This window comes from Microbacterium insulae, from assembly GCF_042677065.1.
In the GTDB taxonomy this organism is placed as follows: domain Bacteria; phylum Actinomycetota; class Actinomycetes; order Actinomycetales; family Microbacteriaceae; genus Microbacterium; species Microbacterium insulae.
Genome location: NZ_JBHTII010000002.1, coordinates 250,874 through 275,375, shown reverse-complemented (window position 1 = coordinate 275,375; position 24,502 = coordinate 250,874). Strand labels below are relative to the sequence as shown.

Genomic DNA, 24,502 nt, shown 5'->3' with positions numbered 1-24,502 from the left:
ACCCGACTCGCATGACGAACTACGAGAACATCGACTTCTCCCCGCTGGACGCCCTCGCCGAGGGTGAGGTGGTCACGCACTCGCGGGTGCGCGACATCCGCCTCCCCTCGGGCAGGGTGCTCGCGCTCGTGACGCTCGACAACGGTCGCGATCACACCCGCCCCAACACGCTGGGTCCGACGACGCTCAAGGAGCTCGGCACCACCCTCGACACCCTGGCCGTCCGGGCGAAGGCCGGCGAGATCGACGGCGTCGCGGTCACCGGCAAGCAGTACATCCTCGCGGCGGGCGCCGACCTCTCCGACATCTCGAAGGTGGGCTCGAAGGAAAACGCCCGTCTCATCGCGCAGCTCGGGCACCACGTCTTCTCGAAGCTGTCCGAGCTGGGCGTGCCCTCGTTCGCGTTCGTGAACGGCCTCGCGCTCGGCGGCGGCCTCGAGATCGCGCTCAACTCCACGTACCGGACGGTGGATGCCTCGGCCGCCGCGATCGCGCTGCCCGAGGTGTTCCTCGGCATCATCCCCGGGTGGGGCGGCGCCTACCTCCTGCCGAATCTCATCGGCATCGAGAACGCGCTCGAGGTCGTCATCTCCAACCCGCTCAAGCAGAACCGCATGCTCAAGCCCCAGCAGGCGTTGGACTACGGGATCGTCGACGCGATGTTCCCCGCCGCGAACTTCCTGGAGGACTCGCTGCGGTGGGCTGACGGAGTGCTCGGCGGGACAGTCAAGGTCGAGCGCAAGAACGAGCCCGGCAAGCTGGAGCGCCTCACGAAGTGGCCGATCGCGATCAAGGTCGCGCGCGGGATGCTCGAGTCGAAGATCGGCACGGTTCCGAAGTCCCCCTACGCCGCGCTCGAGCTGCTCGACAAGGCCAAGGGCGGGACGAAGGCCGAGGGCTTCGCACGCGAGGACGAAGCGCTCGCGGAGCTCGTGGCCGGTGACCAGTTCGCCGCCTCGATGTACGCGTTCGACCTGGTGCAGAAGCGCGCCAAGCGTCCAGTGGGCGCACCCGACAAGTCACTCGCCAAGAAGGTGACGAAGGTCGGCATCATCGGCGCGGGCCTCATGGCCAGTCAGTTCGCCCTCCTGTTCGTGCGCAAGCTGCAGGTGCCGGTGCTCATCACCGACCTGGATCAGACCCGCGTCGACAAGGGCGTGGCGTACATCCACGACGAGATCGGCAAGCTCGAGAGCAAGGGCCGCCTCGACGCCGACACGGCGAACCGGCTGCGCGCCCTCGTGACCGGCACCACCGACAAGAGCCTCTACGCGGACTGCGACTTCGTGATCGAGGCCGTGTTCGAAGAGGTCGGTGTCAAGCAGCAGGTGTTCGGCGAGATCGAGGAGATCGTCGCCGAAGACACGATCCTCGCCACGAACACCTCGTCGCTGTCGGTCGAGGAGATCGGTGCGAAGCTGGCACACCCCGAGCGACTGGTGGGTTTCCACTTCTTCAACCCCGTCGCCGTCATGCCGCTCATCGAGATCGTGAAGACGCCGCAGACGTCGGATGCCGCCCTGTCGACCGCGTTCGTCGTCGCCAAGAGCCTCGGCAAGAACGCGGTGCTCACGGCCGACGCGCCCGGCTTCGTCGTGAACCGGCTGCTGGCGAAGGTCATGGGCGAAGCGGCACGCGCGGTGTACGAGGGAACCCCCGTCGCGGAGGTCGAGAAGGCGTTCGCCCCGCTCGGTCTGCCCATGGGTCCGTTCCAGCTCATCGATCTGGTCGGCTGGAAGGTCGCGGCCCACGTCCAGGACACCATGGTGCGCGCCTTCCCCGACCGGTTCTACGCGAACGAGAACTTCCACGCCCTCGCGGAGCTGCCCGAGGTGGTCGAGAAGGACAAGGGTGGTCGCGTGACGGGCTGGACGAAGGCCGCGGAGAAGGTGCTCAAGCCGGCTGTCAGCTCGTCGCCGGCGTCGGCCGAGGTGATCCTCGCCCGGGTCCAGGACGGACTCGCGCAGGAGATCCGGATCATGCTCGACGAGGGTGTGGTGCCCGAGGTCGAAGACATCGATCTGTGTCTCATCCTCGGAGCGGGCTGGCCGTTCATCGACGGCGGCGCCTCGCCGTACCTCGACCGCGAGGGAGCCTCCGAGCGCGTCTTCGGCGACACGTTCCACCACCCGGTGATCAGAGGCATCGGAGACTGACGCCGGCTCGACTGCGAAGGGCGCATCCTCGTCGGAGGGTGCGCCCTTCACATGCCTGCCACGCCGGGCGAACGCGCACCTCGAACTCCTGCACCCTGCTGTCCCAACGTGTCGGGTCAGGAGGATGAACATTCGGCGGGGCAGGGCGTCGACAGCACGATCGTCGGCTCGGCCCAGGGCATCCTGTCACTGACGGTGCGATCGAGAGGGGTCCGGGTGCTGGATGCGATCTCAGGGTTGTTCGGCGGGAACGCGCTCAGCGTGCTCGTCAAGACCAGCGGGGCGGCGCTGACTCTCCTCCTGGTCGTCCCGGCCCTCATGAAGCTGTTCCTCGTCACCGTGGACGAAGGATCGGCGGCGATCCGCACGCGCAACGGAAAGCCGATCATCCGCCGAGTACGCGGCTCAGCCGATGGACGTGGCGAAGTGGTCGTCCTCCGTCCGGGCACGCACGGCGCGTTCCCCATCTTCTGCTGGTACCGGATGGTCGACGTCCGCGCACGCTCGACGGACCTTCCGGCACGCACCCTCACGGCGGCCACGGGGCACCAGCATCTCGTTCACGCCTCGTTCGACTGGCGCCCGATCGTATCCGGCCATGATCTGCGTGTGCTCGAGCTCGACGTCGTCAATGTGAAGGAGCGGGCCGGCAACATCGTGGGCGCCGCGCTGCGCGACATCGTGCACGAGCGTGACGGCGCGGTGCTGCCACCGAACGATCTGCTGTCGCCTCTCGTCGTGGACGCCTGCGCAGAGGTCGTTCGCACGGACTGCGGGATCGAACTGCTGCGAGTGATCGTCACGGGTGATGCACTCAGCGACGGATACCTGCTGTCGCAGGCGATCACTCCGCAGGCGTCCCGCGTCGACGAGACGGACTGGGCGGTGTCGGCATCCGCTCTCGCCGCACGGCTCAGCGCGGTTTAGCGCAGATCGTCCCGGCTGCGCGCGAAGTCGGACAGTGCGGGGATCTCGCTGGTCGCTCCGCGGGCGACCGGGATGCGAGTGCCCAGCACCTGAGAGACCACGTCCTGCGCGATCTTGGCTGGCATAAGCCCGGCATCCTCGAGGATCTCCTCGCGGCTCGCGTGGTCGATGAACTCGTCGGGCACGCCGAGCTCGTCTACGGCCGTGTCGACGCCCGCCTCACGCAGCACCTGGCGCACGCGCGTCCCGATGCCCCCGACGCGGATGCCGTCCTCGATCGTGATGACCAGGCGATGGGATGCCGCGAGCTCGACGATCGACGGCTGCACGGGGATCACCCAGCGCGGGTCCACCACGGTCGCGCCGATGCCCTGAGCGCGGAGGCGCCGCGCGACCTCGACCGCGGTGTGAGCCATGGGCCCGATGCCGACGACGAGCACATCCTGCGCGTCGGAGCGGACGAGCACGTCGACGCCGTCGTCGAGCCGCTCGACGGCGGGGAGCTCCGGGCTCACCGGCCCCTTCGGGAAGCGGATGACCGTCGGGGCGTCGTCGACGAGGACGGCCTCGTGCAGCGCCTCGCGCAGGCGGGCCTCATCGCGGGGCGCGGCGATGCGGATGTGCGGGACCAGCTGCAGCATCGCGAGGTCCCAGATGCCGTGGTGACTCGGGCCGTCGGGACCGGTGACGCCGGCGCGGTCGAGCACGAAGGTGACGCCGGCGCGGTGGAGCGCGACATCCATCAGCACCTGATCGAACGCGCGGTTCATGAACGTGGCATAGATCGCCACCACGGGATGGAGCCCGCCGAAGGCGAGCCCGGCCGCCGAGGCGACCGCATGCTGCTCGGCGATTCCCACGTCGTAGACGCGATCGGGGAATCGCTGCGCGAACGGCAGCAGGCCGGTCGGGCGCAGCATTGCAGCCGTCATCGCGATGATGTCGTCGCGGTGCTCCCCCACCGTCACCAGTTCGGAGGCGAAGACGTCGGTCCACGCGGGAGCACCGCCGGAGCTCCCGACCGTCTTGCCGGTCGCCGGGTCGATCTTGCCGACGGCGTGGAAGGCATCGGCCTCGTCGTCGAGTGCGGGCTGGTACCCGCGGCCCTTCTCGGTGATGGCGTGCACGATGACCGGTGCACCGTAGGTCTTCGCCAGCTCGAGCGTCTCGATCAGCGACGGCAGATCGTGGCCGTCCACCGGACCGAGGTACTTGATGTCGAGATTCGAGTAGAGCGCCGCGTTGTTGGTGAAGCGGGAGAGGAAGCCGTGCGCTCCGCCGCGAACGCCCCGGTAGACCGCCCGCCCGGCCGGACCGAGCTTACGGAAGAAGGTGTCCGAGCCGTGGCGGAGATTGCGATAGGCCTCGGCCGTCCGCACCCGGTTGAGATAGCGCGCCATACCGCCGATCGTGGGGGCGTAGGAGCGCCCGTTGTCGTTCACGACGATGACCAGATTGCGGTCGTTGTCGTCGGAGATGTTGTTCAGCGCCTCCCACGTCATGCCGCCCGTCAGCGAGCCGTCGCCGACGACGGCGACCACGTGACGATCTTTGCGGCCCGTGCGCGTGAGAGCGCGGGAGACCCCGTCGGCCCAGCTGAGCGAGCTCGACGCGTGCGAGGACTCGACGACGTCATGCGGGCTCTCGGCCCGCTGAGGGTACCCGGCCAGGCCGCCGCGCGAGCGCAGCCCCGAGAAGTCCTGACGCCCGGTGAGGAGCTTGTGCACGTAGGACTGGTGACCCGTGTCGAAGATGAACGGGTCGGCGGGCGAGTCGAACACGCGGTGGAGGGCGATCGTCAGCTCGACGACCCCCAGATTGGGTCCGAGGTGGCCGCCCGTGCGAGACACGTTCTCGACGAGGAATCCGCGGATCTCGGCGGCGAGCTCCTCGAGCTGATCCGTGCTCAGGGCATCGAGATCGCGCGGTCCGTTGATCGACGACAGCAGCGGCATCCTCGCTCCGTTCCCTGCCCGGTCGGGCCCTGTCATTCTACCTGCGACGCATGGGGAGGGCCGGGGCGCGCCGAAGGCGCCCCGGCCCTCCCGAGCGGTCAGACGAGCGAACGCAGCACGTACTGCAGGATGCCGCCGTTGCGGTAGTAGTCGGCTTCACCGGGCGTGTCGATGCGGACCACGGCGTCGAACTCCACGGTCTGCTTGCCTTCGGGCGAGAACCCGCTCGGGGCGGCGGTGACGCGGACCGTCTTCGGGGTGACCCCCTCGTTCAGCTGCTCCAGACCGGCGATCGAGACGATCTCGGTGCCATCGAGTCCGAGGGAGGCCCACGACTCCCCGGCGGGGAACTGCAGGGGAACAACACCCATCCCGATGAGGTTCGACCGGTGGATGCGCTCGAAGCTCTCGGTGATGACGGCCTTCACGCCCAGCAGGCTCGTTCCCTTGGCCGCCCAGTCGCGGGACGAGCCCGAGCCGTACTCCTTGCCGCCGAAGATCACCAGCGGCGTCCCCGCGGCCTGGTAGTTCTGGCTCGCGTCGTAGATGAACGACTGCGGGCCGCCCTCCTGTGTGAAATCGCGCGTGTAGCCGCCCTCCACGCCGTCCAGCAGCTGGTTGCGCAGCCGGATGTTGGCGAACGTGCCCCGGATCATGACCTCGTGGTTGCCGCGCCGCGACCCGTAGGAGTTGTAGTCCTTCCGCGCGACGCCGTGCTCGTCGAGGTACTTCCCGGCCGGGCTCTCGGCCTTGATGTTGCCGGCAGGACTGATGTGGTCGGTCGTGACCGAATCGCCGAGGGTGGCGAGCACGCGCGCGCCCACGATGTCGGTGACCGGCGTGAGCTCCATCGTCATGCCCTCGAAGTACGGGGGCTTGCGGACGTACGTCGAATCGGCATCCCACTCGAACACGTCACCGGTGGGGGTCGGAAGCGTCTTCCATCGCTCGTCGCCCTCGAAGACGCTCGCGTACTGATGCGTGAACATGTCCTTGTTGATGGACGAGTCGATCGTGGCCTGCACCTCGGCGGCGTCGGGCCAGATGTCCTTCAGGAACACATCGTTGCCGTCCCGGTCCTTTCCGAGCGGGTCGGTCTCGAAGTCGAAGTTCATCGACCCGGCCAGCGAGTAGGCGATGACCAGCGGAGGGCTCGCGAGGTAGTTCATCTTCACGTCGGGGTTGATGCGCCCCTCGAAGTTGCGGTTGCCCGACAGCACGGCGGTGACGGCCAGGTCGTTCTCCTGGACGGCGGCCGAGACCTCCTCGATCAGGGGTCCCGAGTTGCCGATGCACGTGGTGCAGCCGTAGCCGACCGTGTAGAACCCGAGCTCTTCGAGATCCTGAGTCAGGCCTGCCTTCTCGTAATAGTCCGTGACGACCTTCGAGCCGGGCGCCAGGGTGGTCTTGACCCACGGCTTGGCCTTCAGGCCCTTCTTGACCGCGTTGCGTGCCAGCAGGCCCGCGGCGAGCATGACCGACGGGTTGGACGTGTTCGTGCAGGACGTGATGGCGGCGATGGTCACGGCGCCGTGATCGAGCGTGAACCGCTCTCCGTCGCCGAGCACCACCGGGGTCGGCTTGGAGCCCTTGACGGGCGCGTGGCTGCGGTGGTGGTGCGTGTGCGCGCTGTACTCGTCGTCGGGCGAGTTGCCCGGGGGGTCGGAAGCCGGGAACGACTCCGAGCCCTCGAGGTCGACCAGATCGTGCTCGACGTCCGCGTAGTTGGTGAGATCGCTCGCGAACTGGGTCTTGGCGTGCGCCAGCACGATCCGGTCCTGCGGGCGCTTGGGTCCGGCGATCGAGGGCACCACGGTGCCGAGGTCGAGCTCGAGGTACTCGCTGTAGACCGGCTCGGTCGCGGGGTCGTGCCAGAGGGTCTGCAGCTTGGAGTACTGCTCGACCAGCGCGATCTGCTCCTCGCTGCGGCCGGTGAGGCGCAGGTAGTCCAGGGTCACGTCGTCGATCGGGAACATGGCCGCGGTGGAGCCGAACTCGGGGCTCATGTTGCCGATGGTGGCGCGGTTGGCCAGCGGCACCGCCGCGACGCCCGACCCGTAGAACTCGACGAACTTGCCGACCACGCCGTGCTTGCGGAGCATCTCGGTGATCGTCAGCACGACGTCGGTGGCGGTGACGCCCATCGGGATGTCGCCGGAGAGCTTGAAGCCGACCACCTTCGGGATCAGCATCGAGACGGGCTGGCCGAGCATCGCCGCCTCGGCCTCGATGCCGCCCACGCCCCAGCCCAGCACGCCGAGGCCGTTGACCATCGTCGTGTGGGAGTCGGTGCCGACGCACGTGTCGGGGTACGCCCGCAGCACACCGCCGACCTCGCGGTCGTAGATGACCTTCGCGAGGTGCTCGATGTTGACCTGGTGCACGATGCCGGTACCGGGCGGCACGACCTTGAAGTCGTCGAAGGCCGTCTGGCCCCAGCGGAGGAACTGGTAGCGCTCGCCGTTGCGCTCGTACTCGATCTCGACGTTCCGCTCGAGGGCGTTCTCGGTGCCGAACAGGTCGGCGATCACGGAGTGGTCGATGACCATCTCGGCGGGCGACAGCGGGTTGATCCGCTTCGGGTCCCCACCGAGCGCGGTGACGGCCTCGCGCATCGTCGCGAGGTCGACGATGCAGGGCACACCCGTGAAGTCCTGCATGACCACGCGGGCGGGGGTGAACTGGATCTCCGTGTCCGGCTCGGCCGCGGCATCCCACGACCCGAGCGCCTCGATCTGCGCCTTCGTGACGTTCGCCCCGTCTTCAGTGCGCAGGAGGTTCTCCAGGAGCACCTTCAGGCTGAACGGGAGCTTGTCGTAGCCCGCGACCGTGTCGATGCGGAAGATCTCGTAGTCGGTGCTGCCGACCGTCAGGGTGCTCTTGGCACCGAAGCTGTCAACCGTGGACACGTTTGTCTCCTTCGTCGGCGGCGGGAGCGGGCCGGGGCCCGGCATTCCCCATCTTCTCTCGCACGGGACCGGTCGGCTAGTGAGGATGACCTAATCCGCGGCGGGATCAATTTATCTTGATATCAAGATAAATGTATCACTCTGCCGGCGTCTCCGCCTCCGGCGCGCGGTGGGGGTACAGCGCCCGCACGGCGAGCCACGTCACCGCGACGAGCGGCGCGAACAGCGGCAGGCCCATGACGAGCTTGAGCGTTCCGAGAGCCGTGACGTTGTCGGCGAAGTACAGAGGAAGCTGCACGAGGAGCCGGGCCGCGAACAGCGAAGCCCACGCGATCGCGAGCCAGAAGAACACGCGGCGCTTGCGCTTGTCGGAACGCCACGCGACCCCCTCCCCCATGAGAAAGCCCGCCGCGAGACCGATCAGCGACCAGCCGACCAGGGCGGACACGAGGAACGCGGTCCCGTAGAGCGCGTTGGTGACGAACCCGGGGATGAAGTTGTTGGACGCCTCGCCGGTGAAGGCCGCGAACGCCGCAGCGACGCCCGCCGCCACGAGCCCCCCGACCGCTGCCGTGACCGGCTGCTTCGCGATCAGACGCGCGAGGGTGAAGATCGCCGCGATCCCCACCGAGAGGCCGAGTGAGAGCCAGAGGTCGCCGTCACCCGTCGCCGGGTCGATCGTGATCGTGTAGACGACGATGAAGATCAGACCCGGCAGCACCGACTCGAAGACGCCGCGCCAGCCGCCCATGGCCGCCCACACGACGTGGCCGGTCGACTTGCCCCCTGCGGGATCCATGCCCGCGCGCTTGGCGGCGCTTCCGAGGGCGGCGCCGATCATCGCGGATGCGGATGCCTCGGCCGGCGGCGGAGTCAGCTCGGGGCTGCGCTCCTCTTCGTCGGGCGCCGGATCGGACTGCGTGCTCACGCTACGCCGGGGGTCGCGGGCATGCGCAGAGGGATGAGGTCGCGCGGCGGCATGGGCGTGCCACCGCGCACCACGACGATGGACCGGAACAGATCCTCGACCGCCGCGGCGGCTTCGACGTCGGACGTCGCCGCGCCCCCGATCACTCCGCGCAGGAACCACCGCGGTCCGTCGACGCCGACGAAGCGCGCCAGGCGCTTGCCCGCGGTGCTCTCGGGTCCGGCGATCACCGGGACCTCCGCCAGCAGCTCGGGGCCCAGGGGCCCCTCGCGCTCCTCGACGCGTCCTCCCTGCTGGCGGACCTGAGCCCGGATCTGCTCGCGCGTCTCGGCCCACAATCCCGCCGTGCGCGGTGCGGCGAACGGCTGGACCTGCAGCGTCGATCCGGCGTAGTCCAGCCCCACCGCCACGATGCGCTTGGTCTGCTCCTCGACCTCGAGTCGCAGGTTGAGACCCTCGCGCGGGAGGATTTTGATACCGCCCAGGTCGATGTACGGCCGGACCGGATTCGCCTCCGATTCGTCGAACGGACCGGCGGTCGCGCGATCTTCGGGGGCGTCCTTCTGCGGAACGTCCGCGGGTGTCGCGTCGGTCATGAGGACTCCGTCCTTCTCTGTGTCATGGTCGCGATGCCGAGGCACCGCACGTGCTGGCGGGCGTGAGCGTCCGCTAGGCCCTGCCCCCGAAGCCGGTGGATCCGAATCCGCCCTCCCCGCGGACGCTGTCGGGCAGCGCGTCGACGGGGATGAAGCGCGCCCGCGGCACGGGCATGACGATCAGCTGGGCGATCCGGTCTCCCACGGAGATGTCGTGCGCGTGCTCGGCATCGGTGTTCAGCAGAATCACCTTGATCTCGCCCCGATACCCTGCGTCGACGGTTCCGGGGGCGTTCACGACGGTGATGCCGTGCTTGGCCGCCAGACCGCTGCGCGGAACGACGAATCCGACGTGCCCGTCCGGAAGTGCGATGCGCACCCCGGTCCCCACCATCGCGCGCTGCCCGGGCTCGAGGCGCACCGCCTCGGCGGCGACGAGATCCGCTCCGGCGTCGCCCGGGTGCGCGTACACCGGAGCGTCGGGGGCGATAATTGGGACGTCCACCGTTTCAGTCACCCAATGAGGGTAATGCAGATGACAGCGCGCGACCTGGGTGCCGGGGAGTATCGCGAGAGGCTCGGCCCGTCGCTGTGGTTCCTGGTGAGCGCGGCGCTTGCAGGACCGATGGCCGCCCTCGTCCTCGCACCGATCGACACCACCTTCGCCCTCCTCATCGGCGCGGCCGTAGCCGTCGCGGTGGTGATCCTCCTCGTGGCCGCTGCGCCGGTCGTCGAGGTTCGCAACGGCGAGCTGCGAGCCGGTCGCGCGCACATCGACGTCGCACTGCTCGGCAAGCCGGACGCGCTCGCAGGCGACGAAGCCAGGCACGCCCGGGGCCCGGGGCTCGATCCGAGATCCTGGCACCTCATCCGCGGCGGGATCGACGGCGTCGTCGTCGTCCCTGTCATCGACCCCGACGACCCCGCTCCCGTGTGGGTGGTGTCCACCCGTACGCCCGACCGGCTGGTCGCGGCGCTGCGTCACGCCCAGATCAGGCGGCGCACTCGCGACAGATCGGCCCGGTAGCGGAATCGTGGTCGAGCTGTGACCGGTGCTTGACGAGGAAGCAGTTGGAGCACGTGAACTCGTCCTCCTGCGCGGGCAGGACGACCACGTCGAGCTCCAGATCCGACAGGTCCGCGCCGGGAAGCTCGAAGCCGGAGGGGTTGTCGGCGTCCTCCACATCGACCGCACCCGAGAGCTTGTCGGGGACGCGCTCCTTGAGCGCCTCGATCGACTCGCTGTCGTCCTCGGTCTTGCGGGGGGCGTCGTAATCGGTGGCCATGCGTGAACGTCTCAACTTCCGGAGTAGCTCGGGTGCGCGCCCGTTCGGGCGGCGATAGTTTGCATGACGGACCCCGTTTTCGCAAATGCTGGGAGTGGGATGCCTCGCCCTGCGTCCGCCTGAAACTCGCGCCACGCGCCGGATATTCCCGAAGCTCCGTATCCCCTGTGTCAGCATGGGCGGGACAGGCGGATCGACGGCCCGATGACCGACGAGTCGGACGGCGCGAGAGCCTGACAGGAAGGTGAGGCGTTCGCATGGACCAGTTGAAGGTGATCGGAACCGAAGACGACCGTCTCGTTCTGGCGACCGAGTCCGGCGAGAGGTTCTCGCTCGTGGTCGACGAGGTGCTGCGCTCGGAGCTGCGCAGGCTGCGTCGCGACCGCGACGACGAGTCGCAGTCGGCGCGCCCCAGCCCCCGCGAGATCCAGGCGCACATCCGGGCCGGGCTGTCCGCCGAGGAAGTGGCGAGCCTGCTCGGCGCGCGGATCGAAGACATTGCGCGTTTCGAAGGTCCGGTGCTCGCCGAACGCGAGCACATCGTCGGCCAAGCGCTCTCGGTGCCCGTCCTGCTGGGCGGCGACCTCGAGTCGGACGGCAACGCGACGTTCGGTGCCGCGGTGCGCGGCAAGCTCGCCGAGGCCGGCGCGATCGGTGAGCGCTGGACCAGCTGGAAAGAGCAGTCCGGCTGGATCGTGAAGCTCGAGTTCACCGCCAATGACGTCGATCACGACGCCCGCTGGGGGTTCGACCCGCGTCGCAGCACCCTTTCTCCCCAGAACTCCGACGCGGTGCAGCTGTCGCGCCAGGGGTCGCTGCCCGACGGACTCATTCCCCGCCTCCGTGCCCTCGAGTCGGTTCCGCCGAAGGACGACACCCGTTTCGACAGCGGGGCATTCGGCCCGCGAAAGCTCCCCGAGGCCGACTTCGAGTCCCCCGACCTTCCCTCCCCCGCGGCGCCCGCTGTGCAGCAGGCGGCGATAAAGCGTGCCGACGAGACCATCACGACGTCGGCCGAGACGGCCGACCTCCTCGAAGCGCTCCGCCGTCGTCGCGGACAGCGTGAGCCGCTGCCGGGGGCGGAGGAATCGGCGCCCAGCCGATCGCACTCCCCCGTCGCGCTCTTCGACGCCCTCGAACCCGGGTACGACGAGACGCCCGCGGATCCGGCGGATCAGCCCGAGTTCGACCCGGCTCCGTCCGCGGTCGCCGAGGCGGGCCGACGCAAGGGGCGCACCTCCATGCCCTCGTGGGACGAGATCGTCTTCGGCGCACGCACCGAGGACTGAGTACCGTCCGCAGGCGGGTTGAACACCGATCTCAGGCGAACGCCCCCAGCCGCAGCAGCGGGACGACTCGTTCCTCGGGAGTGAGCGAGCCGTGCTGGCCGACCATCTTCTGCGGCCCCTTGTCGTGGACTCGATCGTCGTAGTAGACGATCCCGGCGCGCGCGGCGACCACGACGTCACCGATTCGCGGGGCGACCTCGGGGTCGGTCTCGCCGAGGAGGCCGGACCGGATCAGCTCGTCGCGCGAAAGAACCCAGGATCGGGATGCCTCGGCCTCCCGCCACCGCTCCAGCACTGCGTCGGCGGCGCCTGGCTCCGCGTAGAGGTGCAGCATCCGCGGTTCGCCGCCGATGACACGCACGCCGTCCAGGAGCGGATCGCCGTCCTCCAGCAGCACGTGGCGGTGGCGCGGGATGTCCACCATCCCGTGATCGGCGGTGACGACCGCGCCGACCCTCGGTCCGAGACCGTCGGCAAGCGCGCGGGCCGCGGCATCCATCCGCTCGAGGCCGACAAGCCACTCGTCGGACTCCCAGCCGTGGCGGTGGCCGATCCCGTCGAGCTCGGGTGCGTAGAGGTAGACCAGGGATCCGGGCACGCGGGTCGCCAGGTCGGCTGCTGTGGAAACGCGCTCCACGAGATCGTCGACTCCGTGGAACTCGGCACCGGCCTGCGTTGCCGCCGTGAACCCGGTTCCGGCGTACTCACGTTTGGTCACGGTGAAGAAGGGACGACCCGACGACGTCGCGATCGGTGTGGAACGCTGCCACGACAGCGGCAGCCCATCGGTGTCCCAGCCTCGGAGCTGATTGATGACGTCGTCGGTTCCCGGAACCCGCGCGCGATATCCCACGATCCCGTGCCGACCCGGCGGTGTGCCGGTGAGCAGGCTCGTCAGTGCGGCCGCCGTCGTCGACGGGAAGACGGTGCGTGCGACATCCTTCCGGCTGCCCGCCTGACTGAGGAAACGGGCATGGCCGGCGCGCGCGGAGAGGTTGTGGGCACCCAGGCCGTCCACGAGCATCACCACGGCACTCGTGGCGGGAGCGAACCACTCGGATCGACCATCCAGCGCCGCCGACATCTGCGCCACGACACCGGTGAGGCTCCGGGCTCGAGCCGGGTCCGCGGGTAGGCTGAGGGACATCGGGGCCAGTCTCGCACACCGGCGAGCAGCCCCCGCCGCTCCGCCGTCACCCGAGGCTCCGTCATGCCCGCATCCCGCACCGAATCCGCCCCCATCGACCACGGTCGCATCGAAGACGTCGATGTGTCCGCCGAGATGCAGGGGTCCTTCCTCGAGTACGCGTACTCGGTGATCTACTCGCGCGCGCTTCCGGACGCCCGCGACGGACTCAAGCCGGTGCAGCGGCGCATCCTCTTCCAGATGGCGGACATGGGGCTTCGCCCCGATCGCGGTCACGTGAAGAGCGCGCGCGTGGTCGGCGAGGTGATGGGCAAGCTCCACCCGCACGGCGACGCCCCGATCTACGATGCGCTCGTCCGGCTCGCGCAGCCCTTCTCGCTGCGCGTGCCGCTCGTCGACGGTCACGGGAACTTCGGATCGCTCGATGACGGACCTGCTGCGGCGCGCTACACCGAGGCCCGCCTCGCCGCGCCGGCCCTCGCCCTCACCGAGAACCTCGACGAGGACGTCGTCGATTTCATCCCCAACTACGACGGGCAGTTCCAGCAGCCCGAGGTCCTTCCGGCGGCCTATCCCAACCTCCTCGTCAACGGGGCGACCGGGATCGCCGTCGGCATGGCGACGAACATGGCGCCCCACAACCTCATCGAGGTGGTCGGCGCCGCCATCCATCTGCTGGACAATCCGGACGCCACCGTCGAAGAGCTCATGGAGTTCGTCCCGGGCCCGGATCTCCCGTCGGGCGGCATCATCGTGGGCCTCGACGGCATCAAGGACGCCTACGAGAAGGGGCGCGGCTCGTTCCGCACCCGGGCGAAGGTGTCGATCGAGCCCCTCGGCCCGCGACGCACCGGCATCGTCGTGACCGAGCTGCCCTATCTCGTCGGCCCCGAACGCGTCGTCGAGAAGATCAAGGATGCCGTCAACGCCAAGAAGCTCCAGGGAATCGCCGACTTCAACGACTTGACCGACCGGCACAACGGACTGCGCCTGGTCATCGGAGTCAAGACCGGATTCGACCCCCAGGCCGTCCTCGAGCAGCTCTACCGTCTGACGCCGCTGGAGGATTCCTTCAGCATCAACAACGTCGCGCTCGTGGAAGGCCAGCCGCAGACGCTCGGACTCCGCGACCTGCTGCGGGTCTACCTCGACCACCGGCTCAGCGTCGTCACGCGTCGCAGCGCGTTCCGGCTCGCCCGTCGCAAGGAGCGCCTGCACCTCGTCGAAGGACTGCTCATCGCGATCCTCGACATCGACGAGGTCATCCAGGTCATCCGCACATCCGACGACGGCGAAGCGGCGCGGACACGTCTGATGGACGTGTTCGACCTGTCCGAGCCTCAGGCGGAGTACATCCTCGAGCTCCGGCTGCGTCGACTGACGAAGTTCTCCCGCATCGAGCTCGAGGCCGAGCGCGACAAGCTGAAGTCCGAGATCGCCGAACTCGAGGAGCTCCTCGGCAGCGAGGTGCTCCTGCGCGCACAGGTGGCCCGCGAACTCGACGCCGCCGCGGAGCAGTTCGGCACGCCGCGCCGGACCCTCCTTCTCAACGGCGGGCCCGTCGCACCGCGCTCACGGGCGGCCGCCGCGGCGGCGGACCTCCAGATCGCGGACACCCCGTGCCGGGTGTTCCTCTCGGCCACGGGGCGCATGGTCCGCGCCGAGCTCACCGCGGAAGCCCCCGGCGGCGGCATCGTCCCGCCTTCGCGCCGCTCGAAGCACGATGCGATCCGCTCCTGGGTGGACACCACCGCACGCGGCGACGCCGCGGCCGTCACCAGCCACGGCCGTCTGGTCCGCTTCTCCCCCGTCGACCTGCCGTCCGTGCCGGGCAACTCCGTGCAGCTGGCTGCCGGCACGCGCGCCGACCAGTACCTCGGACTCGGAAGCGGCGAGCACGTCGTGGCGATCGTGCCGCTCGAGGACGGTCCGCCCATCGCGCTGGGAACCCTGCACGGCACGGTGAAGCGGGTCGCCGCGTCCGAGCTCGGCGCCAAGCACGACATCGAGATCATCGCCCTGCGCGACGGCGACCGCGTCGTCGGCGCGGCTCCCGCGTCCGACGGCGCCGAGCTCGTGTTCGTCGCCAGCGACGCGCAGCTGCTGCGCTTCGACGCGTCGTCGGTGCGTCCGCAGGGGCGTGCGGCGGGCGGCATGGCCGGCATCCGCCTCAGCGACGGCGCCGAGGTCATCGCGTTCACCGTCGTCGGCGCCTCCGCCTTCGACGCGGTGGTCGTCACCGTCGCGGGATCGGCGGGCGCATTGGCCGGAACGGATGCCGGAACCGCCAAGGTCTCCGCCTTCAGCGAGTTCCCGGCGAAGGGCCGGGCCACCGGCGGCGTGCGCGCTCAGCGCTTCCTGAAGGGCGAGGACGTGCTCACGCACGCGTGGGTGGGGTCTGACCCGCGGGCAGTGGGAGCGGACGGCTCCGTCCGGGCTCTGCCCGAGCCCGGAGCCAAGCGCGACGCGTCAGGGACGCCGCTGGACAGCGTCATCGGCGCGATCGGCACCGGGGTCCGCTGATAGGTCGACTCACGCGTCGATGCGCTCCCGGGCGAGCCGGTCGCTCGAGTCGATGATGAACTCCTTGCGCGGTGCGACGTCGTTTCCCATGAGGAGTTCGAAGACGGATGCCGCGGCTTCGGCATCCTGCATGCGCACGCGTCGGAGGGTCCGACCGGACCGGTCCATCGTGGTCGTCGCCAGCTGATCGGCGTCCATCTCGCCCAGGCCCTTGTACCGCTGAATGGGCTCCTGCCAGCGCTTGCCCGCCTTGCTGAGTTTCGCGAGAAGGCCGTGCAGCTCCTGCTCCGAGTACGTGTAGATCGTCTCGTTCGGCTTGCTGCCCGGGTTGATCACGATGACGCGGTGGAGCGGCGGGACGGCCGCATAGACGCGACCGTCGTCGATGAGCGGACGCATGTAGCGGAAGAAGAGGGTGAGCAGCAGCGTGCGGATGTGCGCGCCGTCGACGTCGGCGTCGCTCATCAGGATGATCTTGCCGTAGCGCGCCGCCTCGAGGTCGAACGAGCGTCCCGAGCCGGCGCCGATGACCTGGATGATGGCGGCGCATTCGGCGTTGGACAGCATGTCGCTGATCGACGCCTTCTGCACGTTGAGGATCTTGCCGCGAATCGGGAGCAGTGCCTGGTACTCGCTGTTGCGCGCGAGCTTCGCCGTCCCGAGCGCCGAGTCTCCCTCGACGATGAACAGCTCCGATGCGGCCACGTCGTTGCTGCGGCAGTCGGCGAGCTTGGCGGGGAGAGACGACGATTCCAGCGCATTCTTGCGACGCTGGGTCTCCTTGTGCGCGCGCGCCGAGATGCGCGCCTTCATCTCGGAGACGACCTTCTCGAGAAGGAGTGCGGTCTGCGCCTTGTCGTCGCGCTTGGACGAGGTGAAGCGGGCGGTGAGTTCGCGCGTGACGACGTTCGCGACGATCTGACGGACCGCGGGCGTGCCGAGCACCTCCTTGGTCTGCCCCTCGAACTGCGGCTCGGGCAGGCGCACCGTGAGCACGGCCGAGAGGCCTGCGAGGATGTCGTCCTTCTCGAGCTTGTCGGACGCGCCGAACTTGAGCTTGCGCGCGTTCTGCTCGACCTGAGTGCGCAGCACCTTCATGAGGCCCAGCTCGAACCCTGTCTGGTGCGTTCCGCCCTTCGGCGTGGCGATGATGTTGACGAACGAACGCGTCGTCGTCTCGTAACCGGTGCCCCAGCGGACCGCGATGTCGACCTCGCACGTGCGCTCGACCTCGGTCGGCACCATCGCCCCGGACGACTGCAGCACGGGCACCGTCTCGGTGAAGGTCCCCTCACCGGTGAGCCGCCACGTGTCGGTCAGCGGAGCGTCGGGAGCCAGGTAGTCGGCGAACTCGGAGATGCCGCCGTCGAAGCGGTACCCGGTCTCGACAGGCTCGTCGCCGCGCTCGTCGCGGATGACGATCTCGAGTCCGGGCACGAGGAAGGCGGTCTGCCGCGCCCGCTGCTCGAGCTCCTCGAGGTTGAACGCGGCATCCTTCGTGAAGATCTGTCGGTCGGCCCAGTAGCGGATGCGCGTGCCGGTGGCACCACGCGGCGCCTTGCCGACGACGCGGAGTTCGCTGCGCTCCTCGAACGGGCGGAACGCGGAGTCGGGCGATCCGTTCGAGAACACTCCCGGCTCGCCTCGATGGAACGACATCGCCCACGTCTTGCCGCCGCGGTCGACTTCGACGTCGAGCCGCTCGGACAGCGCGTTCACGACGGATGCCCCGACACCGTGCAGTCCACCGGAGGCGGCGTACGACCCGCCGCCGAACTTGCCGCCCGCGTGCAGCTTGGTGAAGACGACCTCCACACCCGAGAGTCCGGTACGAGGCTCGATGTCGACCGGGATGCCGCGGGCGCGGTCGCGCACCTCGACGCTGCCGTCGGCATGGAGGACGATGTCGATGCGGCTGCCGTGACCGCCCAGCGCCTCGTCGACCGAGTTGTCGATGATCTCCCACAGGCAGTGCATGAGTCCGCGCGAGTCCGTCGAGCCGATGTACATGCCCGGTCGCTTGCGGACGGCCTCGAGCCCTTCGAGCACCTGAAGGTGATGGGCGGAGTACTCGGCTGTCACAATCTCCAAGCGTATCCGCGGCGCGCTCACGGCCCCTCCCGACACGCTCCCGGGAGGTCGGCGGTACGCGCACAGCGAAATGTCATCGCTTCGAGGCATTCTCGAAACAATGGCGTGGTTGTATTTCATGACCCGCAACGGAGTTCTATCTGAACGAGGAGGCACCGACATGACCACGCTTTCGACACCTACCGAGCCCGGCGTCGTCCTCGACCACCGCCTCACGGCGGCCGACCGCTGCGATTCGTGCGGCGCACAGGCGTACATCGCCGCCGAGGTAAACGGCAGCGAGCTGCTGTTCTGCGCCCACCACGGACGCAAGTACGAAGAGAAGCTGCGCGCCGTCGCCACCTCGTGGCACGACGAGACCGCGCGTCTGGCCGATTCGGTCTGACACCGGCACCCTCGCCCCTGAACGAAGAGGAAGGGCGGGCTCACATCTGTGAGCCCGCCCTTCCGGCGTTCGTCGGGGGTTCAGACCGCGCGAACGATGCCGAGCGGCGTGGACTCATGGCCCTGGCCGAGGGGATTGTCCTTCAGGATCGCCACGAGCCGCTTCTCGCCGGCGCTGTCGAGCGTCGACCCCAGGATGTTGCCGCCGACGTCGTTGATGTCGACGACCGCCACCTCGGCGCGCACGCCGAGCAGCGACTGCACGTGGCGGGCGACCTGCGTCGGCTTGGCCGGCCCGAGGACGACGGCGGTGTTGTACGGGGGGATCGTGTGGGCGGTCGGCCCGTCGATGGAACGCGCCTTGTACCCCGCGACGCGGTAGAAGTCACCGCTACGCCCGAACAGCTTGGTCACCGCAGATACGGCGGCCGCCAGCAGGATCCGGGGCGTCCCGCACTCGCGGAGCGCCATCTCCATCGTCTCGGGCATGCCCAGGCCGATGCCGTAGCTCGTGCGCGTGACGTACTTCGAGAGGAACCGCGCCAACCGGCGGGGATGGATCTCCTCGAGCTGGTACGAGCGCCCCTGCGTGATTGCGACGATCTTCTCCGTCACGAACAGCAGGTCACCGTCGCGCACGACGTCGAGGGCGTACTCGCGGATGAACGCGTCGAGATCGTCACCCGGCATCACGACCCGCGTGCGGATCGGGATGCGGGCGTACGACGATCCTTCGACCTTGACGGTGAGCGCCTTGCCGGCGTTCGCCTCGCTCACTCGAGGTAGTCCCGGAGGGACTGCGAACGCGACGGATGCCGCAGCTTGGCCATCGTCTTGGACTCGATCTGGCGGATCCGCTCGCGGGTCACCCCGAACGTGTCGCCGATCTGGTCGAGGGTCTTCGGCTGACCGTCGCCGAGGCCGAAGCGCATGCGGATGACGCCCGCCTCGCGCTCCGAGAGCGAGTCGAGGAGCGACTCGAGCTGACGCTGCAGCATCGTGAAGCCCACGGCGTCGGCGGGGACGACGGCTTCGGTGTCCTCGATCAGGTCACCGAACTCGCTGTCGCCGTCTTCACCGAGCGGAGTGTGCAGCGAGATGGGCTCACGCCCGTACTTCTGCACCTCGATGACCTTCTCGGGGGTCATGTCGAGTTCGCGCGAGAGCTCTTCCGGCGTGGGCTCGCGGCCCAGGTCCTGCAGCATCTGGCGCTGCACACGCGCGAGCTTGTTGATGACCTCGACCATGTGCACGGGGATGCGGATCGTGCGTGCCTGGTCGGCCATCGCGCGGGTGATCGCCTGGCGGATCCACCACGTCGCGTAGGTCGAGAACTTGAAGCCCTTGGTGTAGTCGAACTTCTCGACCGCGCGGATGAGGCCGAGGTTGCCCTCCTGGATCAGGTCGAGGAACTGCATGCCCCGACCCGTGTAGCGCTTGGCGAGCGACACGACGAGGCGCAGGTTCGCACCCAACAGGTGCGACTTGGCGCGCTGGCCGTCGCGTGCGACCCACTGCAGGTCGAGACCGAGCTGCGAAGATTTCTCCGCCGCCGACATGTGCGACAGCTTCTCCTCGGCGAACAGACCCGCCTCGATGCGCATCGCCAGTTCGACCTCTTCGGCCGCATTGAGGAGCGGGACCTTTCCGATCTGCTTCAGATAGTCCTTGACCGGATCGGCGGTGGCGCCGGTGATCTGCGTGGAGTACACCGGGACGTCGTCCTCGTCGCTCGACGAGATGACGATCGCGCCGGTCGGCAGAGGCTCCGTGAACGCCGGCTTGGTGCTCTCCTCGTCCTCGTCCTCGGTCTCCTCGGACGCCGGCGCCTCGCCCTCCTCGGGCGTCTTCGCACCGCGCCGCGCGCGGCGCGTTGCGGCTGACTCGTCACCCGCGGGCTCCGAGGCGTCGGCGTCGTCGCCGTCCTCGACCAGGGCCTCAGCGTCGAGTTCGACGTCATCGAGCTCGACGTCCTCCTCGAGCTCGTCCTCGTCCTTCGAGGCCTTCTTCGACGACGTCTTCGGCGCCGCCTTCGCGCGCGTCTTCTTCGCGGCGGTGGTCGCGGTGGTCTTGGTGCTCTTCGCGGAAGCCTTGGGTGCCGCCTTCGCAGCAGTCTTCTCGGCGGTGGTCTCGTCCGTCTCGGTGTCCTTCGCGGCCGAGCGGGCCTTGGTGTTCGTGCCTGAGGTCACGTTTCGCCTTTCACCGGGGGCATGTGCCGAACGTCCCCGGTCGATTTCGGACACTAGTAAGACCCTTGTCAAGTCCTTGCTCCGTCGAGTGACCTCACGGAACCAGTTGACAACGGGTCAGAGCATCCAGTATCTCATACTTGCGATGGGCCGCCAGCACGGCCTTCCGTCGCGTCCCTCGCCCTCCAAGCTTCAACGCGATGGCAGCCGCGGGAATTCCTCGTCAGGCGCCGCGCTTGTCGTCGTCGCCGCTCGGCCGCGACGCGAGGAATCGCTCCAGCTCCGCCGCCAGCTCTTCGGCGCTCGGGAGGTCTCCGGTGTGGATCATCGGCGTCGCGAGCGTCGAACCGGCCATGTATGCGTCGTACCGCTCTTCGAGTCCCTGCACCATGCGCGAGAGCTCGTCGCTGCCGCTCACCTGGTCCTCGACCTTCGCGAGGTACTCGCGATTCTCCTCGCGGAGTTCCTCACCGGTGAACACGAGCGAGGTTGCCACGGTGACGCTGTCGAGCGCGGCCAGCGCGGCCGCGGGGTATTCGGTGTCGGCGAGATAGTGGGGAACGAGGATCACGAAACCCGCCACGCGGATGCCCGCATCGGCGAGACGGTACTCCAGGAGGTGACCGGCCGTGGCCGGCACCTGCGTGCGAGGCTGCCACACCGAATGGGCAGCGGTCAGCTCGGTCCGCGTCCCGCTGACGGTCGTTCCCAGGGGCCTGGTATGCGGCACCGGCATCGGGATCGCATGGACCCAGGTGACCGTGGAGACGCCGTACTCATCGACGAAGGCGAGCACCGCCGCCGCGAAGGCGTCCCACCCGAAGTCCGGCTCGTAGCCGGACAGCACGAGGAACGGCTGGCCGAGCGCGTCGTGGGCGAAGGAAAGCTCGAGCCGGGGCGGCCGGTAGTCGGTGAGGTGGTCCTGATCGAATGAGATGAGCGGGCGGCGGGCGCGGTAATCGAGCAGGACGTCGTTCGTGAACACCACGAGCGGAGTGGGCGCGAGCTCGTCGCGCATGAAATCCACGACCCGGCTCACGGCGCTCCCCGCGTCGGTGAATCCCGTCAGGGCGATCACCAGCGGGAGCCCGCGGGGCACCGGGGGTGCCGACGCGGATCTCTCGAACAGCGGGCCGGAGACGGGCATGACCCCATGGTACGAGGCACGGCGGACGCGCCGGGTCGGCGGCGTCCCGCTCAGAGCGAACAGCCACCTACATAGGATGGAGGCCATGTCGTTTCCCGACCTCGCGTACAGCGATGCACCGATCCGAGAGTCCGACGCCGACGCGATCCTTCTCGCTCTGCCCCCTGTCGACGGCGACGCTGTCCCCGACCTGAGCGATTGGCCCGGGCTGCGCGATGCCCTCGTCGCCATCGGCTTCACGGGCGGGGCGGGGTCACTGCACCGGGTCTACGCCCCCGACGCGGTCTCGAAGCCGCTCGCCGTCGTCGGCACCGGAGCCGCACCGGATGCCGCGGCGCTCCGCGAGGCGGTGGGTGCAGCGATCCGAACCCTGACCGGTTTCGAGACCATCGCGGTCGGCGCCCCGTTCGCCGACCCGCAGCTGTGGACCGCGATCGCCGAGGGCGCGGCGCTCGGCGGATACCGCTTCGACGGCTACAAGTCGGAGGCGCCGAAACCCCGCGCGTCCCGCGTGGTCGTCCACGGCGAGGGTGCGGAGGATCCGGGTGCGCTCGCCGCGGTGATCGCCGCAGCCGACGCCGTGGCGCTGGTGAAGGACCTCGTCTCGATCCCGGCCGAATGGCTCGGACCTGCCGATTTCGCCGACCGCGCCCGTGCCTCCGTCGAAGGTCTCGACGTGACCGTCGATGTGCTCGATGAGGTCGCCCTGCGGGAAGGCGGCTACGGCGGGATCCTCGGAGTCGGTCAGGGTTCGGACCGGCCGCCCCGACTCGTTCGCCTGTCCTACGCGCCGGAAGGCGCATCGCGCCACGTCGCGCTCGTGGGCAAGGGCATCACCTTCGACACCGGTGGCCTCTCGCTCAAGCCGCCGGCCTCGATGGTCGGCATGAAGTACGACATGTGCGGGGCCGCGACGGTTCTCGCCGTTCTGCGCGCCGTGGCTGCAATGGGCGCGCCCGTCGCCGTCACGGCGTGGCTCTGCGTCGCGGACAACATGCCGTCCGGTCGTGCCACGCGCCCCGGCGACGTGCTGCGCATGCTCGACGGGACCACGGTCGAAGTGCTCAACACCGATGCCGAGGGCCGACTCGTCCTCGCCGACGGACTGGTGGCGGCCAGCCGCGAGCATCCCGATGTCATCGTCGACGTCGCCACCCTGACCGGCGCGATCACGATCGCGCTGGGCACCCGGCACGCCGGGGTCATGGGCGACGACGCCGCGGTGGCGGCGTACCTGGCGGCCGCAGCCGCCGAGGCGGAGCCCGCATGGCAGCTGCCTCTCCCCGCGCACATGGTCGACGAACTCGACTCGCCCATCGCCGACCTCCAGAACGCCAAGGTCGGAGACCCCGCAGGCGGATCGCTGTTCGCCGGGCTCTTCCTCCGCCACTTCGTCGGGCGCACGTCCGACGACGCTGATGCTCCACGCATCCCGTGGGTGCACCTCGACATCGCCGGAGTCGGCATGAACAAGGGCGGCGGGTACGGATTCACCGACAAGGGGCCCACCGCCGCGACGGTGCGCAGCCTGATCCGCTTCGTCACGACAGAGGAGTCCTGATGACCGACCACACCTTCGATCTCGTCGTGCTCGGCGGCGGCAGCGGCGGCTATGCCGCGGCGCTCCGCGCCGCCGAGCTGGGCAAGTCCGTCGCCCTGGTCGAGAAGGACAAGGTGGGCGGCACGTGCCTGCACCGCGGCTGCATCCCCACCAAGGCGCTCCTGCATGCGGCGGAAGTCGCCGACACGGCACGGGATGCCTCGGCCATCGGCATCCGCGCTTCGTTCGACGGCGTCGACCCCGCCGGTGTCCGGGCGTACCGCGAGGGCATCGTCGCGAAGAAGTTCAAGGGCCTCGAGGGGCTCGTGAAGGCGCGCGGCATCACCGTGGTCGCCGGCGAGGGTCGCCTGGAGGCGGGGCCGGCCGTCCGAGTCGGCGATGACCTCTACCGCGGTACCGACGTCGTGCTCGCGACGGGCTCGTACAGCCGCACCCTTCCGGGGCTCGAGATCGGCGGACGCGTGCTGACGAGCGAGCACGCCCTCGAGCTCGACGAGATTCCTGCACGTGTGGTGATCCTCGGAGGCGGCGTCATCGGCGTGGAGTTCGCGAGCGTGTGGCGATCGTTCGGCGTGGACGTGACCGTCGTCGAGGCGCTGGACCATCTGGTGCCCAACGAGGACGTCGCGCTCAGCAAGGCGCTCGAGCGCGCGTTCCGGCGCCGCGGTATCGCGTCCTCGCTCGGTGTGCGGTTCCAGGGCGTCACGCAGACGTCGGAGTCGGTGACCGTCACCCTCGAGGACGGCAAGACGTTCGAGGCGGACTACCTCCTGGTGGCGGTGGGCCGCGGCCCGGCCACGGCCGACCTCGGATTCGAAGAGGCTGGCGTCACGCTCGACCGCGGGTTCGTCGTGACGGACGACCGCCTCCGTACGGGCGTCCCCCACGTGTGGGCGGTGGGCGACATCGTTCCCGGCCTGCAGCTCGCCCACCGCGGGTTCCAGCAGGGGATCTTCGTCGCGGAGGAGATCGCGGGCCTCTCGCCCGTGGTCGTTCCCGACTCCCACATCCCCAAGGTCACCTACAGCCACCCCGAGGTCGCATCGGTCGGGCTCACCGAAGCCCAGGCGGTCGACGCGCACGGCGCCGACGGCGTCGCCTCGTACGAGTACAACCTGGCGGGCAACGGCAAGAGCGAGATCCTCGGCACAGCCGGGATCGTGAAGGTCGTCCGCGTCAAGGACGGTCCGGTCGTCGGCGTGCACCTCGTCGGAGATCGCGTCGGCGAGCTCATCACCGAAGGTCAGCTCGCGGTCGGCTGGGAGGCCCATCCGGAAGACATCGCCCCTTTCGTCCACGCTCACCCGACACAGAGCGAGGCGCTGGGTGAGGCGTTCCTGGCGCTGGCGGGCAAACCGCTCCACGCGCTCTGACGCTCCGGCGCCACGGCATCACTAAGCTAGATCCGATTCCA

Annotated in this window: 19 protein-coding genes; 8 read left to right on the top strand and 11 right to left on the bottom strand. The window is 69.1% G+C overall.

The features are described from left to right. Positions 1-11 precede the first annotated feature (11 nt). Together ACFQ0P_RS13840 and ACFQ0P_RS13835 are read left to right on the top strand one after the other, a co-directional pair. Positions 12-2,156, top strand: coding sequence for a 3-hydroxyacyl-CoA dehydrogenase NAD-binding domain-containing protein (locus tag ACFQ0P_RS13840; RefSeq protein WP_204979238.1), 2,145 nt, complete (start codon positions 12-14; stop codon positions 2,154-2,156). 108 nt (positions 2,157-2,264) lie between these two features. Beyond that, entirely contained in the window at positions 2,265-3,083 is an 819-nt protein-coding gene (locus ACFQ0P_RS13835; RefSeq protein WP_204979237.1) for a hypothetical protein, read from the top strand. Here ACFQ0P_RS13835 and dxs read toward each other — a convergent pair. From dxs to dut, 5 genes are all read right to left on the bottom strand, one after another. Then, complete coding sequence (dxs, locus tag ACFQ0P_RS13830; RefSeq protein ID WP_204979236.1) at positions 3,080-5,038, bottom strand: 1-deoxy-D-xylulose-5-phosphate synthase; 1,959 nt, start codon at positions 5,036-5,038, stop codon at positions 3,080-3,082. The genes ACFQ0P_RS13835 and dxs overlap by 4 nt on opposite strands. 98 nt (positions 5,039-5,136) lie before the next feature. Further along, on the bottom strand, positions 5,137-7,947 hold the full coding sequence (gene acnA, locus ACFQ0P_RS13825) for an aconitate hydratase AcnA (RefSeq protein ID WP_378772599.1): 2,811 nt from the start codon (positions 7,945-7,947) through the stop codon (positions 5,137-5,139). Between the two features lie 136 nt (positions 7,948-8,083). After that, positions 8,084-8,875: a DUF3159 domain-containing protein gene (locus ACFQ0P_RS13820; protein ID WP_378772596.1), complete on the bottom strand. Its 792-nt coding sequence runs from the start codon at positions 8,873-8,875 to the stop codon at positions 8,084-8,086. After that, positions 8,872-9,471 carry a DUF3710 domain-containing protein gene (locus tag ACFQ0P_RS13815; RefSeq protein WP_204979234.1) on the bottom strand — a complete coding sequence of 200 codons (600 nt, stop codon included), beginning with the start codon at positions 9,469-9,471 and terminating at the stop codon, positions 8,872-8,874. Before ACFQ0P_RS13815 ends, ACFQ0P_RS13820 begins: the two co-directional genes overlap by 4 nt. 73 nt (positions 9,472-9,544) lie before the next feature. Next, positions 9,545-9,988, bottom strand: coding sequence for a dUTP diphosphatase (gene dut, locus ACFQ0P_RS13810; protein WP_204979233.1), 444 nt, complete (start codon positions 9,986-9,988; stop codon positions 9,545-9,547). A 12-nt stretch (positions 9,989-10,000) separates the two neighbouring features. On the opposite strand from dut, the gene ACFQ0P_RS13805 reads away from it, so the two are divergent. Beyond that, positions 10,001-10,498 carry a DUF3093 family protein gene (locus ACFQ0P_RS13805; RefSeq protein ID WP_204979232.1) on the top strand — a complete coding sequence of 166 codons (498 nt, stop codon included), beginning with the start codon at positions 10,001-10,003 and terminating at the stop codon, positions 10,496-10,498. On the opposite strand, the gene ACFQ0P_RS13800 is transcribed toward ACFQ0P_RS13805, so the two are convergent. After that, on the bottom strand, positions 10,464-10,757 hold the full coding sequence (locus tag ACFQ0P_RS13800) for a DUF4193 domain-containing protein (protein WP_204979231.1): 294 nt from the start codon (positions 10,755-10,757) through the stop codon (positions 10,464-10,466). The genes ACFQ0P_RS13805 and ACFQ0P_RS13800 overlap by 35 nt on opposite strands. A 257-nt stretch (positions 10,758-11,014) precedes the next feature. Here ACFQ0P_RS13800 and sepH point away from each other — a divergent pair, with 257 nt between their 5' ends. After that, positions 11,015-12,046 carry a septation protein SepH gene (gene sepH, locus ACFQ0P_RS13795; RefSeq protein WP_204979230.1) on the top strand — a complete coding sequence of 344 codons (1,032 nt, stop codon included), beginning with the start codon at positions 11,015-11,017 and terminating at the stop codon, positions 12,044-12,046. 31 nt (positions 12,047-12,077) lie between these two features. Here the strand turns inward: sepH and ACFQ0P_RS13790 are convergent, their stop codons facing one another. Further along, positions 12,078-13,193, bottom strand: coding sequence for an alkaline phosphatase family protein (locus tag ACFQ0P_RS13790; RefSeq protein ID WP_204979229.1), 1,116 nt, complete (start codon positions 13,191-13,193; stop codon positions 12,078-12,080). A 63-nt stretch (positions 13,194-13,256) separates the two neighbouring features. Between ACFQ0P_RS13790 and ACFQ0P_RS13785 the strand changes: the two genes are divergently transcribed. Then, positions 13,257-15,716, top strand: a complete 2,460-nt coding sequence (locus tag ACFQ0P_RS13785; RefSeq protein ID WP_204979228.1) for a DNA gyrase/topoisomerase IV subunit A — start codon at positions 13,257-13,259, stop codon at positions 15,714-15,716. 9 nt (positions 15,717-15,725) lie between these two features. On the opposite strand, the gene ACFQ0P_RS13780 is transcribed toward ACFQ0P_RS13785, so the two are convergent. Beyond that, positions 15,726-17,798 (bottom strand): DNA gyrase/topoisomerase IV subunit B, encoded by a 2,073-nt coding sequence (locus tag ACFQ0P_RS13780; RefSeq protein ID WP_378772902.1) that lies wholly within the window; start codon positions 17,796-17,798, stop codon positions 15,726-15,728. A gap of 169 nt (positions 17,799-17,967) precedes the next feature. On the opposite strand from ACFQ0P_RS13780, the gene ACFQ0P_RS13775 reads away from it, so the two are divergent. After that, entirely contained in the window at positions 17,968-18,192 is a 225-nt protein-coding gene (locus ACFQ0P_RS13775; RefSeq protein ID WP_204979227.1) for a DUF7455 domain-containing protein, read from the top strand. An 80-nt stretch (positions 18,193-18,272) separates the two neighbouring features. On the opposite strand, the gene ACFQ0P_RS13770 is transcribed toward ACFQ0P_RS13775, so the two are convergent. The 3 genes from ACFQ0P_RS13770 to ACFQ0P_RS13760 all read right to left on the bottom strand — a co-directional run bounded on the left by ACFQ0P_RS13770 (position 18,273) and on the right by ACFQ0P_RS13760 (position 21,527). Continuing rightward, entirely contained in the window at positions 18,273-18,968 is a 696-nt protein-coding gene (locus tag ACFQ0P_RS13770; RefSeq protein WP_204979226.1) for a coenzyme F420-0:L-glutamate ligase, read from the bottom strand. After that, complete coding sequence (locus tag ACFQ0P_RS13765; RefSeq protein ID WP_204979225.1) at positions 18,965-20,380, bottom strand: RNA polymerase sigma factor; 1,416 nt, start codon at positions 20,378-20,380, stop codon at positions 18,965-18,967. The genes ACFQ0P_RS13770 and ACFQ0P_RS13765 overlap by 4 nt, the downstream gene beginning before the upstream one ends. A 223-nt stretch (positions 20,381-20,603) precedes the next feature. Continuing rightward, entirely contained in the window at positions 20,604-21,527 is a 924-nt protein-coding gene (locus tag ACFQ0P_RS13760; protein WP_204979224.1) for a proteasome assembly chaperone family protein, read from the bottom strand. A gap of 85 nt (positions 21,528-21,612) precedes the next feature. Between ACFQ0P_RS13760 and ACFQ0P_RS13755 the strand changes: the two genes are divergently transcribed. Together ACFQ0P_RS13755 and lpdA are read left to right on the top strand one after the other, a co-directional pair. After that, the gene (locus ACFQ0P_RS13755; RefSeq protein ID WP_204979223.1) at positions 21,613-23,088 is read left to right on the top strand and encodes a leucyl aminopeptidase; all 1,476 of its coding nucleotides are present in this window, start codon (positions 21,613-21,615) and stop codon (positions 23,086-23,088) included. Next, a complete protein-coding gene (gene lpdA, locus ACFQ0P_RS13750; protein WP_204979222.1) occupies positions 23,088-24,461 on the top strand; it encodes a dihydrolipoyl dehydrogenase in 1,374 nt (457 codons plus the stop codon). The genes ACFQ0P_RS13755 and lpdA overlap by 1 nt, the downstream gene beginning before the upstream one ends. Positions 24,462-24,502: the final 41 nt, after the last annotated feature.

Coding starts and splice junctions, on each gene's coding strand:
- ACFQ0P_RS13805 (WP_204979232.1), top strand. CDS start 10,001: ATGCAGATGACAGCGCGCGACCTGGGTGCCGGGGAGTATCGCGAGAGG.
- ACFQ0P_RS13755 (WP_204979223.1), top strand. CDS start 21,613: ATGTCGTTTCCCGACCTCGCGTACAGCGATGCACCGATCCGAGAGTCC.
- ACFQ0P_RS13815 (WP_204979234.1), bottom strand. CDS start 9,471: ATGACCGACGCGACACCCGCGGACGTTCCGCAGAAGGACGCCCCCGAA.
- lpdA (WP_204979222.1), top strand. CDS start 23,088: ATGACCGACCACACCTTCGATCTCGTCGTGCTCGGCGGCGGCAGCGGC.
- ACFQ0P_RS13790 (WP_204979229.1), bottom strand. CDS start 13,193: ATGTCCCTCAGCCTACCCGCGGACCCGGCTCGAGCCCGGAGCCTCACC.
- ACFQ0P_RS13760 (WP_204979224.1), bottom strand. CDS start 21,527: ATGCCCGTCTCCGGCCCGCTGTTCGAGAGATCCGCGTCGGCACCCCCG.
- ACFQ0P_RS13800 (WP_204979231.1), bottom strand. CDS start 10,757: ATGGCCACCGATTACGACGCCCCCCGCAAGACCGAGGACGACAGCGAG.
- sepH (WP_204979230.1), top strand. CDS start 11,015: ATGGACCAGTTGAAGGTGATCGGAACCGAAGACGACCGTCTCGTTCTG.
- ACFQ0P_RS13785 (WP_204979228.1), top strand. CDS start 13,257: ATGCCCGCATCCCGCACCGAATCCGCCCCCATCGACCACGGTCGCATC.
- ACFQ0P_RS13775 (WP_204979227.1), top strand. CDS start 17,968: ATGACCACGCTTTCGACACCTACCGAGCCCGGCGTCGTCCTCGACCAC.
- dxs (WP_204979236.1), bottom strand. CDS start 5,038: ATGCCGCTGCTGTCGTCGATCAACGGACCGCGCGATCTCGATGCCCTG.
- ACFQ0P_RS13840 (WP_204979238.1), top strand. CDS start 12: ATGACGAACTACGAGAACATCGACTTCTCCCCGCTGGACGCCCTCGCC.